Annotated in this window: 10 protein-coding genes; all 10 read left to right on the forward strand. The window is 66.9% G+C overall.

Annotated elements, in window-relative coordinates:
* The first annotated feature begins 11 nt into the window (after positions 1 to 11).
* The 10 genes from pheA (at position 12) to AAFL97_RS06800 (ending at position 12050) form a co-directional block, all read left to right on the forward strand.
* Positions 12 to 1082, forward strand: a complete 1071-nt coding sequence (pheA, locus tag AAFL97_RS06755; RefSeq protein ID WP_263461410.1) for a prephenate dehydratase — start codon at positions 12 to 14, stop codon at positions 1080 to 1082.
* Positions 1083 to 1142: 60 nt separating this feature from the next.
* A complete protein-coding gene (hisC, locus tag AAFL97_RS06760) occupies positions 1143 to 2240 on the forward strand; it encodes a histidinol-phosphate transaminase (RefSeq protein WP_263461411.1) in 1098 nt (365 codons plus the stop codon).
* On the forward strand, positions 2240 to 3145 hold the full coding sequence (locus AAFL97_RS06765; RefSeq protein WP_341644264.1) for a prephenate dehydrogenase: 906 nt from the start codon (positions 2240 to 2242) through the stop codon (positions 3143 to 3145). The genes hisC and AAFL97_RS06765 overlap by 1 nt, the downstream gene beginning before the upstream one ends.
* 171 nt (positions 3146 to 3316) lie before the next feature.
* Entirely contained in the window at positions 3317 to 5269 is a 1953-nt protein-coding gene (locus AAFL97_RS06770) for a bifunctional 3-phosphoshikimate 1-carboxyvinyltransferase/cytidylate kinase (protein WP_341644265.1), read from the forward strand.
* 87 nt (positions 5270 to 5356) lie between these two features.
* Positions 5357 to 7060 (forward strand): 30S ribosomal protein S1, encoded by a 1704-nt coding sequence (rpsA, locus tag AAFL97_RS06775; protein WP_263461414.1) that lies wholly within the window; start codon positions 5357 to 5359, stop codon positions 7058 to 7060.
* An 11-nt stretch (positions 7061 to 7071) separates the two neighbouring features.
* Positions 7072 to 7356, forward strand: coding sequence for an integration host factor subunit beta (locus AAFL97_RS06780; protein ID WP_068637056.1), 285 nt, complete (start codon positions 7072 to 7074; stop codon positions 7354 to 7356).
* A gap of 165 nt (positions 7357 to 7521) precedes the next feature.
* Positions 7522 to 7836, forward strand: a complete 315-nt coding sequence (locus tag AAFL97_RS06785; RefSeq protein ID WP_068637081.1) for a LapA family protein — start codon at positions 7522 to 7524, stop codon at positions 7834 to 7836.
* 15 nt (positions 7837 to 7851) lie between these two features.
* On the forward strand, positions 7852 to 9027 hold the full coding sequence (lapB, locus tag AAFL97_RS06790) for a lipopolysaccharide assembly protein LapB (protein ID WP_341644266.1): 1176 nt from the start codon (positions 7852 to 7854) through the stop codon (positions 9025 to 9027).
* A gap of 43 nt (positions 9028 to 9070) precedes the next feature.
* Positions 9071 to 9961 carry a cysteine synthase CysM gene (gene cysM, locus AAFL97_RS06795; protein WP_341644267.1) on the forward strand — a complete coding sequence of 297 codons (891 nt, stop codon included), beginning with the start codon at positions 9071 to 9073 and terminating at the stop codon, positions 9959 to 9961.
* 16 nt (positions 9962 to 9977) lie between these two features.
* Positions 9978 to 12050, forward strand: coding sequence for a hypothetical protein (locus AAFL97_RS06800; protein WP_341644268.1), 2073 nt, complete (start codon positions 9978 to 9980; stop codon positions 12048 to 12050).
* Positions 12051 to 12078 lie beyond the last annotated feature (28 nt).

Raw genomic sequence — 12078 nt, forward strand, 5'->3', positions numbered from 1 at the left:
AAGGACCGAGCATGAGCGACGAACTGCTGAAGCTGCGCAACGAAATCGACCGCCTCGACGAGGAAATCCTCGCCCGCCTGTCCGAGCGTGCGCGCTGCGCGCAGCGCGTGGGCGAAGTGAAGCAGGGCAATGCCCCGTTCTATCGCCCCGAGCGCGAAGCCCAGGTGTTGCGCCGCCTGGCCGAACTGAACCCCGGACCGCTGCCGGCGGACGCGGTGAAGACGATCTTCCGCGAGATTATGTCGGCCTGCCTGGGGCTGGAGCATCCGCAGCGCGTCGCCTATCTCGGCCCGGCCGGCACTTTTTCCGAGAGCGCCAGCCGCAAGCAGTTCGGTTCCGCGCCGGGTTTCATGCCGATGGCGACGATCGAGGACGTGTTCCGCGCGGTCGAAGCCGGCAACGTCGATTACGGCGTCGTGCCGGTCGAGAATTCGACCGAGGGCGCGGTCAATATCACGCTCGACCTGCTGCTGGCGAGCCCGGTCAAGGTCTGCGGCGAAGTCAGGCTGCGCATCCATCAGCAACTGATGTCGCGCGCCGACGGCATCGGCGCCGCCAAGCGCCTGTATTCGCATGCGCAGTCGCTGGCGCAGTGCCACGAGTGGCTCAACCGCAACCTGCCTCACCTGCCGCGCATCCCGGTGGCGAGCAACGCCGAGGCGGCGCGGCTGGCGGCGGAGGATGCCGAGTCCTGCGCGATTGCGGGCGAGGCGGCGGCCAAGCTGTACGGCCTGAACATCCTCGCGCCCAACATCGAGGACGATCCCAACAACACCACGCGCTTCCTCGTCATTGCCAATCACGACGCGGGGCCTTCGGGCAGCGACCGCACCTCGCTGGTGTTCTCGGCGCCGAACCGTCCGGGGGCGATCCATGCCTTGCTGGAACCGCTCGCGCGCCACGGTGTGGACATGACCAAGCTGCAGTCGCGCCCGGCACAGTCAGGCTTGTGGGAATACGTGTTCTACGCCGACATCAACGGCCACCGCGAAGATGCCGAGGTCGCCGCCGCGCTCGCCGAGCTGGCCGATCGCGCCGCTTTCCTGAAGGTGCTCGGCTCCTACCCGATCGCCGCGATCTGACACCCTGAATCCGCCCCGAGCATTCGACGAACGAGGCCACGTGCCATCAAGGAGACAGCCATGAGCGTAGCAAGCCGTGCCCCGGACCATATCCGCGCCATCATGCCCTACCAGCCGGGCAAGCCGATCTCCGAGCTGGCGCGGGAGATGGGTCTTGCCGAATCGAGCATCGTCAAGCTCGCATCGAACGAGAATCCGCTGGGGATGAGCACGCGTGCCCGCGATGCCGCGCGCATGGCGTTGACCGATCTGGCGCGCTATCCGGACGGCGGCGCTTTTGCCTTGAAGGCGGCGCTGTGCCGCAAGCTCGGCGTGCAGCCCGAGCAACTGGTGATCGGCAACGGTTCCAACGACGTCCTCGAGATCGCCACCCAGGCTTTCCTTCGCCCCGGCTGTTCGGCGGTGTATGCCCAGCATGCCTTTGCCGTCTATCCGCTGGCGACGCAGGCACGCGGTGCGCGCGGCGTCGAAGTACCGGCGAGGAACTTCGGCCACGACCTGGATGCGATGGCGGCGGCGATCTCGCCCGATACCCGCATCGTCTTCATCGCCAACCCGAACAATCCGACCGGCACTTTCCTGTCGGGCAGGGACATCGAGGCTTTCCTGCACAAAGTGCCGCAGGACGTGCTGGTGGTGCTCGACGAGGCCTATACCGAATACCTGGCGCCGGCGCAGCGCTACGATGCCATCGCCTGGATCGAGCGCTTTCCCAACCTGCTGGTGTCGCGCACCTTCTCCAAGGCCTACGGCCTGGCCGGTCTGCGGGTGGGCTACGGCGTCGCGCATGCCGAAGTGGCGGACCTGATGAACCGGGTGCGCCAGCCCTTCAACGTTTCCAGCGTCGCGCTGGCGGCAGCCGGAGCGGCGCTGGACGACGAGGAGTTCATCGAGCAGTCGGCCGAGCTGAACCGGCGCGGCATGCAGCAACTCACCGATGCCTTCGTCGCGCTGGGGCTGGAGTGGATTCCGTCGGCCGGCAACTTCGTCACCTTCAAGGTCGGCGACGCCGCCGGGGTCAATCATGCACTGCTGCAGCAGGGCGTGATCGTGCGCCCGATCGCCGGCTACGGCATGCCGCACTGGCTGCGGGTGTCGATCGGGCTGCCGGAAGAGAACGCCCGCTTCATCGCCGCGCTGAAGCGGGCGCTGGCCTGATGGAAGGCCGCGAGACCTCGCCGCTGATCGGCAAGCTCGTCATCTGCGGCGTCGGCCTGATCGGCGGCTCGTTCGCGCTCGGCCTGCGGCGTGCGGGGGCGGTCGGCCGCATCGTCGGCATCGGCCGGCGGCGCGAGCCGCTGGAGCGTGCGCTGGCGCTGGGCGTCATCGACGAGATCGCCGATGACTGGGCCACGGCGCTCGCCGGTGCCGACATGGTGCTGCTGGCTGCGCCGGTGGGGCAGATGGATACCATCATGGCGGCGATGGCGCCGCACCTGGACGCCGGGACGGTGGTCACCGATGCCGGCAGCACCAAGCGCGACGTGATCGAAGCCATCCAGCGCCACCTCGGTGCGCAGCTGCTGCAGATCGTGCCGGCACACCCGATCGCGGGCGCGGAAAAGAGCGGCGTCGATGCTGCCTTCGCCGATCTCTACGTCAAGCGCAAGGTCGTGCTGACACCGTTGCCCGACAGCCGGGCCGATGCGGTCGAGCTCGTGCGGGCGGCCTGGCAGGCCTGCGGTGCCAGCGTGGTCGACATGACGCCGCAGGACCACGACAGCGTGTTCGCCGCCGTCAGCCACCTGCCGCATCTGCTCGCCTTCGGCCTGGTGGACGACCTGGCGCGGCGCGACAACGCGCAACTGCTGTTTTCGCATGCGGCCAGCGGTTTCCGCGATTTCACCCGCATCGCCGGCAGCCACCCGGAAATGTGGCGCGACATCTGCGTCGCCAACAGAGTGGCGCTACTGACTGAACTGGATGCCTATCTCGGCGAACTGGCCAGCCTGCGGCAGATGCTCGCGGCGGGCGATGGCGATGCGCTCGAAGCCGTCTTCGAGCGCGCCCGGCGTGCCCGCAACGCCTGGGCCGAAGGCCTGCCGGTGCAGACGGCGGAATGATCGGGCGGCTGTGTCCCCACTTCCGGCCTGGATGGGTAGAGCGCAGCGAAACCCATCAATGGCTAAAACGGAGTCGTCATCGAGGCGATGGGTTTCGCCGGTGGCTCTACCCATCCTACCCGGCTTTTCGAAAGCAGCCTGTTCAAGGGCTGCGTCAATAAGAGACGAAACATGGAATTCCTCGACCTGTCCCCGATGCTGGGCGCGAGCGGCAGCGTGCGCCTGCCCGGCTCCAAGAGCATCTCCAACCGCGTGCTGCTGCTCGCCGCGCTGGCCGAAGGCCGTACCGAGATCCGCGACCTGCTGTCGTCCGACGACGTCGAACGCATGCTGGAGGCGCTGCAGGCGCTCGGCGTGCGCTGGCAGCGCAAGGGCGACACGCTCGACTACGTCGTCGATGGTATCGGTGGGCCGTTTCCGGTCAAGGCCGCGGAGCTTTTCCTCGGCAATGCCGGTACCGCCTTCCGGCCGCTGACTGCGGCGCTGGCGCTGTCCGGCGGCGAATACCGGCTGTCGGGCGTGCCACGGATGCACGAGCGTCCGATCGGCGACCTGGTCGAGGCGCTGCGCCAGCTCGGTGCCGACATCAGCTGCACGGCGAACGAAGGCTATCCGCCGCTGCAAATCAAGCCGGCGTCGATCAGTCCGGGCGGCGTGGTCAGCGTGCGGGGCGACGTCTCCAGTCAGTTCCTCACCGCGCTGCTGATGGCCTTGCCGCTGACCGGGGTGCAGACCACGGTCGAAGTCGTCGGCGAGTTGATCTCCAAGCCCTACATCGCGATCACGCTCGATCTGATGGCGCGCTTCGGCGTCGAGGTCGAGCAGCAGGGCTGGGAGCGCTTCATCGTGCCGGGCGGGGCCCGCTATCGCAGCCCGGGCGCGGTGTTCGTCGAAGGCGATGCCTCGTCGGCTTCGTACTTCCTCGCCGCCGGCGCGATCGGCGGCGGGCCGGTCAGGGTCGAAGGCGTCGGCCGCAGCAGCATCCAGGGCGACGTCCGCTTCAGCGAGGCGCTGGCGCAGCTCGGCGCGCGGATCACGATGGGCGACAACTGGATCGAGGCTTCGGCGCCCGAGTCCGGCGTGCTGAAGGCTTTCGATCTCGATCTGAACCACATCCCGGATGCGGCGATGACGCTGGCGGTCGCCGCGCTGTTCGCCGACGGTCCGTGCCGGCTGCGCAACATCGCCAGCTGGCGGGTCAAGGAAACCGACCGCATTGCGGCGATGGCGATCGAACTGCGCAAGGTCGGCGCCGAAGTCGAGGAGGGCGCGGACTACCTGTGTGTGACGCCGCCCGCGCGCCTGCTGCCGGCGGCGATCGACACTTACGACGACCACCGCATGGCGATGTGCTTCTCGCTCGTCAGCCTGGGCGGCTGCCGCGTGCGGATCAACGATCCGAAGTGCGTCAACAAGACTTTCCCCGGCTATTTCGGTGCTTTCGGCGGGGTGGCGCGGCCGGTGCCGGTGATCGCGATCGACGGTCCGTCGGCATCGGGCAAGGGCACGGTGGCCGAGCGCGTCGCCGCCGCGCTCGGCTGGAAGGTGCTCGACAGCGGTTCGCTGTACCGCATCGTCGCGCTGGCGGCGATGCGCGCCGGCGTCGCGCTCGACGACGAAGCGGGCGTCGCGGCGATCGCCGCCCGCCTGCCGGCGCGCTTCGAGGATGGCAGGGTGCTGCTCGGCGGCGACGACATCAGCACCGACATCCGCAGCGAAGCCTGCTCGGTGGGCGCCTCGAAGGTCGCGGTGCTGCCGGCGGTGCGCGAAGCCTTGCTCGGCCGTCAGCGCGATTATCGCGTGGCGCCCGGGCTGGTCGGCGACGGCCGCGACATGGGCTCGGTGATATTCCCGGATGCGCAGCTCAAGGTCTTCCTGACCGCGACGGCCGAGGCGCGTGCCGGGCGCCGTTATAAGCAGTTGATCGAAAAGGGTTTGCCTGCTAACATGCAAAGTCTTCTGGACGACCTTCGGGAACGTGACGCGCGCGATGCGGCACGGCCCGTTGCGCCGCTCGTGAAGTTGCCGGATGCGGTGCTGCTCGATACGACCGAACTGGACGTCGAGGGTGCCGTGGCTTTCGTGCTCGATCTCGTGCGGGATCGGGGGCTGGGCGCCGGTTGATGTGCCGCGCGCAGGGGCGTGAGCCCAGGCGCTTTTTTTCTTAATCTCACTTTTTGCCGTCGCACGGCGGTCCCGGATTTATCCCTCATGTCCAACGCCACCCCCGCCTTTGAAGAAAGCTTTGCCGCTCTTTTCGAGGAAAGCCTTGCCCTGCAGGAAATGCGCACCGGTGAGGTCATCACCGCCGAAGTCGTGCGCATCGATCAGAACTTCGTCGTCGTCAACGCCGGCCTGAAGTCCGAAAGCTATGTTCCCGTCGACGAGTTCCGCAACGACCGCGGCGAACTCGAAGTCAACGTCGGCGATTTCATCCACGTTGCCATCGACGCGCTGGAAGACGGCTTCGGCGAAACCCGCCTGTCGCGCGAGAAGGCCAAGCGCATCGCCGCCTGGAACGACCTCGAAAAGGCCCTCAACGAAGGCTCGCTGGTCAAGGGCGTCATCACCGGCCGCGTCAAGGGTGGCCTGACCGTCATGACCAACAGCATCCGCGCCTTCCTGCCGGGCTCGCTGGTCGACATGCGTCCGGTCAAGGACACCACGCCGTACGAAGGCAAGGAATACGAATTCAAGGTCATCAAGCTCGACCGCAAGCGCAACAACGTCGTCGTCTCGCGCCGTGCCGTGCTGGAAGAGTCGATGGGCGAAGAGCGCGAAAAGCTGCTCGCCAACCTCAAGGAAGGCACCGTCATCAAGGGTATCGTCAAGAACATCACCGACTACGGTGCGTTCGTCGACCTGGGCGGCATCGATGGCCTGCTGCACATCACCGACCTGGCTTGGCGCCGCGTCCGTCACCCGAGCGAAGTGCTCAACGTCGGTGACGAGATCGAAGCCAAGGTGCTCAAGTTCGACCAGGAGAAGAACCGCGTCTCGCTGGGCCTGAAGCAGCTGGGCGAAGATCCGTGGGTCGGCATCTCGCGCCGCTACCCGCAAGGCACCCGCCTGTTCGGCAAGGTCACCAACATCACCGACTACGGCGCCTTCGTCGAAGTCGAGCAGGGCATCGAAGGCCTGGTGCACGTGTCCGAAATGGACTGGACCAACAAGAACATCCACCCGACCAAGGTCGTCCAGCTGGGCGACGAAGTCGAAGTGATGATCCTCGAGATCGACGAAGACCGCCGCCGCATCTCGCTGGGCATGAAGCAGTGCATGTCCAACCCGTGGGACGATTTCGCCATCAACCACAAGAAGGGCGACAAGGTCCGCGGCCAGATCAAGTCGATCACCGACTTCGGCGTCTTCATCGGCCTGGAAGGCGGCATCGACGGCCTGGTGCACCTGTCCGACCTGTCGTGGAGCGAGCAGGGCGACGAAGCCGTGCGCCGCTTCAAGAAGGGCGACGAAGTCGAAGCCGTGGTGCTGGCGATCGACGTCGAGCGCGAGCGCATCTCGCTGGGCATCAAGCAGCTCGAAGGCGATCCCTACACCAACTTCATCGCCACCCACGAGAAGAACACCCTCGTGCGCGGCACCGTGAAGTCGGTCGATGCGCGTGGCGCCGTGATCTCGCTGGGTGACGACGTCGAAGCCTATCTGCGTGCTTCGGAAGCCGCTGCCCACCGCGTCGACGACCTGACGACGATGCTGAAGGAAGGCGACGAAGTCGAGGCGATGGTGATCAACGTCGATCGCAAGACCCGTTCGATCAACCTGTCGATCCGCGCCAAGGATCAGGCCGAGCAGAACGAAGCCATGAACAAGCTGGCTTCCGACAGCTCCGCCGCGTCCGGTACGACCAACCTGGGTGCGCTGCTGAAGGCCAAGCTGAACGAGCAGAAGCAGTAAGCAAGCCGATCATGACCAAATCGGAGCTGATCGCCCAGCTTGCGGAGCGTTTTCCGCAACTGGTCGCAAAGGATGCCGATTACGCGGTCAAGATGATCCTCGATGCGATGACCGACGCGCTTGCGCGCGGCGATCGCATCGAGATCCGCGGGTTTGGCAGTTTCGCGCTGAACTATCGTCCGCCTCGCGTCGGACGCAACCCCAAGTCGGGCGAGAAGGTGCACGTGCCGGAAAAGTACGTGCCGCATTTCAAGGCCGGCAAGGAATTGCGCGAACGCGTGGACCTCGCAGGCTGAGCAGCCGGGCCGGGTTCGGCTGGCGAGCTCAGCCACCAACGGGCGATCGACCGCGCGGCGATCGGATGCAAGCCGGGCTTGCGAGTGGCAACAGATGCAGTACTGGAAGGCGGCCCGATGGCCGCCTTTCTTCTTTTTTGCTGCGTGCTCGGTGATAATGGCGCCATGCGCGCAATCATGTGGTTCATCCGTCTCCTGCTGTTCATCCTGCTGTTCGGGTTCGCGATCAAGAACGATCATCTGGCGACCCTGAACTTCTTCTTTGGCGGGCAATGGCAGCTTCCCCTGGTGTTCGTCATCCTCGTCAGCTTCGCCGCCGGTGCCTTGCTCGGGGTCACGGCGACTTTCGCTTCGCTGCTGCGCCAGCGCCGCGAGATCTCTCAATTGCGCCGCCAGCTGGAGCGGGAGCGCGCCGAGCGTGAACGGACGGCCAATGCCACCGAGCCGGCGGCCGAGATCCAGATGCCCAGCCTTTCCTGAGCGTTCCGCCGTCCCATGGAAATCGAACTCTGGTGGCTGCTGGCCCTTCCGCTGTTCTTCGCGCTGGGCTGGCTTGCCGCCCGCATCGACATTCGCCAGGTGGTGCAGGAGTCGCGGGCATTGCCGCGCTCTTATCTGTCCGGCCTGAATTTTCTGCTCAACGAGCAGCCCGACAAGGCGATTGACTCCTTCGTCGAAGCCGTGCGCATCGATCCGCAGACGATCGAACTGCATTTCGCCCTCGGCAGCCTGTTCCGGCGCCGCGGCGAGACCGACCGGGCGATCCGCATCCATCAATTGCTGGTCGATCGCGAGGACATCACCGAAGAGCAGCGCCTGCAGGCGCTCGGCGAACTCGGCCAGGACTTCCTCAAGGCCGGCCTGCTCGACCGTGCCGAAGAGGTGTTCGTCCGCCTGCGCGGCACGCGCGCCGACGCGCTGGCGCTGCGCTACCTGCTGGAGATCTATCAGCAGGAGAAGGACTGGGCGAAGGCGATCGAAGTGGCCGATGCGCTGCCGGGCCACGAAAGCCTGATGTGGCGGGCCGAAGTGGCGAACTTCCACTGCGAGCTGGCGTCGGCTGCGTTGGCGAACTCGAAGCCGGACGAGGCCGAGCGCCACGTCGAGGCGGCGCTGGCGGTCAATCCGCGCTGCGTGCGCGCGAGCCTGATCCGCGGCGACATCTGTGCCGCGCAGGGCAGGGACGAGGACGCGCTCACCGCGTGGAAACGGATCGAGAACCAGGATCCGGTCTATCTTGCCCTGGCCGCCGAACGCATCATGGACGCCTATGGCCGCCTCGGGCGGCTGGAAGAAGGCCACCAGCTCCTGCGCGCCTGGCTCGACAGCCACGCTTCGCTCGACCTGCTCGACGAGCTCTTCCATTGGGAAATGGACAAGCAGGGCCCGCAGGCGGCCTACGACCTGGTGCGCGAGGAACTGCGCCGCAACCCCACGCTGCTGGGCCTGGACAAGCTGCTCGAAGCCGCGTTGCTGACGGTGCCGAGCGAGCAGCGCGGCGACGTCGAGCTGATCAAGCAACTGATCCACGGCCATACGCGCAAGGTCGCGCGCTATCGCTGCGACGCCTGCGGCTTCAAGGCCCGCCAGTTCCATTGGCGTTGTCCGGCCTGCGGCGGCTGGGAAACCTACCCGCCGCGGCGAACCGAAGAATTTGACTTGACGCCCTGAGCGACCTGAAGCAGCCACCTGCCTCATTCCGAGACCCCGATACATGGAATTCAAGACGCTGGAAGATTATGTCGGCCACACCCCGCTGGTGAGGCTGAAACGCATCAACGCCGGCCGCAACAACGTCATCCTGGCCAAGCTCGAAGGCAACAACCCGGCCGGCTCGGTCAAGGACCGGCCGGCATTGTCGATGGTGATGCATGCCGAGGCGCGCGGCGAGATCAAGCCCGGCGACACCCTGATCGAAGCGACCAGCGGCAACACCGGCATCGCCCTGGCGATGGCTGCGGCGATGCGCGGCTACCGCATGATCCTGGTGATGCCGGAGAACCAGAGCGTGGAGCGGCGCCAGACGATGCGCGCCTTCGGTGCCGAACTGGTGCTGACGCCGACGTCCGGCGGCATGGAGATGGCGCGCGACATCGCCGACAAGATGCGCGACGAAGGCAAGGGCATCATCCTCGACCAGTTCGCCAATCCGGACAATCCGCTCGCCCACTACGAAGGCACCGGCCCCGAGATCTGGGAGCAGACGGCGGGCCGGGTGACCCACTTCGTCAGCTCGATGGGCACCACCGGCACCATCATGGGCACCTCGCGCTTCCTCAAGGAGAAGAGCCCCGCAGTCCAGATCGTCGGCTGCGAGCCGGAAGAAGGTTCGCAGATTCCGGGCATCCGCAAGTGGCCGGAAGCCTACCTGCCCACGATCTTCGAGCGCCCGCGGGTCGATCGGATCGAACGTGTCAGCCAGGCCGAGGCGGAGGAAATGACCCGCCGGCTGGCACGCGAGGAAGGCATCTTCGCCGGCATCTCGTCGGGCGGCTCGATGCACGTCGCGCTGCGGCTGGCCGCCGAGCTCGAGAATGCGGTGATCGTCTCCATCGTCTGCGACCGTGGCGATCGCTATCTGTCGACGGGTGTGTTCCCGGCCTGAGGGCGCACCGCCGGGCATGGCGGCCAGGACCGCCGCCCGTTGCTGCTGCCTGGTTCTGCTGGCGCTGGCCTGGGTACTGCCGGTACAGGGCATCGAACGCATCCAACTGTCGATCGGCGACATTCGCGCCCCCGGCCTGTCCGTGCAGGGGGTGGAGCTGCAGTTCGCTGCCGGCAGCAAGGGGCCCGAGCTGCGTATCGCCCATCTGGCGCTGGGTAAGCGGGCGTGGCGCGGACTGCATCTCTCCTGTCCCGAGGCCGATGCCGCATTTCCGGAGATTCGCTGCAGAGGGGGCGAGATCCGCGTCGGTGCCAAGCGCCTGCCGCTGCGCATCGATTTCCGCTTCGACCCGCTGACATCCGCTTTCGACGCCGCACTGCGGCTATCGTCGGGCTCGACCGTGGATATCCGTTATGACGGCGGCAGCTTCGTCGAGGCTGCGCTGACGCGCTTCGAGATAGGAGAACTGAGCGGAGACCTGGCCGGCTTCGCTGCGCAGGTTTCGCCGGCGCTTGCGGCGGAGTTGGCGCAGCACGCAGCCAAAGGGACGGTCGATGCCAGACTGGCATGGCAGCAGGCCGGCGATGCCGGTCGGCATGAAAAGCTGCAACTTCAGGCGCGACTGAGCGGCGGCAGTTTCTCCAGCCCGGATGGCCTGCAGGCGGCCGAAGGCTTGGCGCTGTCGCTCGATCTCACGGCCCGGGCGCTGGCTGCAGGCTGGGACTGGCAGGGCCGGCTGGCATGGGAGGGCGGCGAAGCCTACCTGCATCCGCTCTACCTGCGGTCGGGGCCGGTGCTGCAGGCCGAAGGCCGGCTGAACGACGACGAGCTCGTGCTGCGCATGGCGACGCTGGAACTCGAAGGCGTCGATCAGTTCGCCCTGACCGCCCGCATCGCGCGCGAACCGCCGAGCCTGCAGGATCTCACGCTGTCGCTGGCCGGCGGCGATCTGGCGATTCTCGGTCCGCACTGGATCACGCCGGCGCTGGTTCCGGCGCTGGCGGATCGCCTGCGTTTTGCCGGCCATGTCGGCGCCGGCGCCGAGATCAGGGACGGGCAGCTCTTCTCCCTGGACCTGGTCTTCGACGGCGCCGGCGTCAGCCTCGCCGGCGTGGATGAAGGCGGCGAGGTGCGCGGACGCGGGCTGGCCTTCGGGCCGCTGTCCGGCCATCTGCCCTGGTCGGCGACTGCGCCGACACGCGCCAGCTTGCAGGTTCAGGGCGGGCATTGGGAAGCCCTGTCGCTCGGCGCCTTCGACGTGGATGCGCTGCTCGACGGTGGGCAGATCAATCTAGGGCAGATCCGCATTCCCTTGCTGGATGGTGCCCTGGTGCTGGACGGTCTTGCGCTCGAACACGGCGCGGAGGGCTGGCGCGGGCAGGGCGGCGTGGTCGTCGAGCCGCTGTCGATGGCCTTGCTGACCGAGGCGCTCGGCTGGCCGTCGATGTCCGGCATTCTGTCGGCGTCCATGCCGGGCATGCGCGTCAGCACCGGTGAGATCTCGCTGGATGGCGCGCTGGTGGTTTCGGTGTTCGATGGTTATCTGCAGGCGACCGGCCTGCGCGTCAGCGAGCCTTTCGGCGTTGCCTCCAATCTGCGCGCCGACATCAAGGCGCGCCACCTGGACCTGGCCCAGCTCACCGACACCTTCAGCTTCGGCAGCATCAGCGGCTATGTGGATGCCGACGTGAAAGGGTTGGAGCTGGCCGGCTGGCGGCCGGTCGCGTTCGATCTGCGGCTTGCCAGCAGTCCGGGCAGCTATCGCCGGCGCATCAGCCAGCGGGCGGTGCAGAACATCGGCGCGCTGGGCGGAGGCGGTGCGATCGCGGCTCTGCAGCGTGGCGTGCTGAGCGTGTTCGACACTTTCGGCTATCGCGAACTCGGTTTCCATTGCGTGCTGGGCAACGGCATCTGCGAAATGAGCGGCATCGCCGGCCGCGAGCGGCCGGACGGCGGCTTTCCCATCGTGCGCGGCGGCGGCATCCCGGCGCTGGATGTCATCGGCTACAATCGCCGCGTCGATTGGCAGGAGCTGGTCGACCGGCTCCAGCGCGTGATCGAGAACAATGTCGCGCCAGAGTTGCACTGATTCAGGCCGGCAGGCGCCGGGTCCTGCA

The sequence above is a fragment of the Thauera sp. SDU_THAU2 genome (assembly GCF_038260575.1).
Classification (GTDB): domain Bacteria; phylum Pseudomonadota; class Gammaproteobacteria; order Burkholderiales; family Rhodocyclaceae; genus Thauera.

Excerpts from the sequence above, each read along its gene's own strand:
- pheA (WP_263461410.1), top strand. The coding sequence starts at position 12 with ATGAGCGACGAACTGCTGAAGCTGCGCAACGAAATCGACCGCCTCGAC.
- hisC (WP_263461411.1), top strand. The coding sequence starts at position 1,143 with ATGAGCGTAGCAAGCCGTGCCCCGGACCATATCCGCGCCATCATGCCC.
- AAFL97_RS06765 (WP_341644264.1), top strand. The coding sequence starts at position 2,240 with ATGGAAGGCCGCGAGACCTCGCCGCTGATCGGCAAGCTCGTCATCTGC.
- AAFL97_RS06770 (WP_341644265.1), top strand. The coding sequence starts at position 3,317 with ATGGAATTCCTCGACCTGTCCCCGATGCTGGGCGCGAGCGGCAGCGTG.
- rpsA (WP_263461414.1), top strand. The coding sequence starts at position 5,357 with ATGTCCAACGCCACCCCCGCCTTTGAAGAAAGCTTTGCCGCTCTTTTC.
- AAFL97_RS06780 (WP_068637056.1), top strand. The coding sequence starts at position 7,072 with ATGACCAAATCGGAGCTGATCGCCCAGCTTGCGGAGCGTTTTCCGCAA.
- AAFL97_RS06785 (WP_068637081.1), top strand. The coding sequence starts at position 7,522 with ATGCGCGCAATCATGTGGTTCATCCGTCTCCTGCTGTTCATCCTGCTG.
- lapB (WP_341644266.1), top strand. The coding sequence starts at position 7,852 with ATGGAAATCGAACTCTGGTGGCTGCTGGCCCTTCCGCTGTTCTTCGCG.
- cysM (WP_341644267.1), top strand. The coding sequence starts at position 9,071 with ATGGAATTCAAGACGCTGGAAGATTATGTCGGCCACACCCCGCTGGTG.
- AAFL97_RS06800 (WP_341644268.1), top strand. The coding sequence starts at position 9,978 with ATGGCGGCCAGGACCGCCGCCCGTTGCTGCTGCCTGGTTCTGCTGGCG.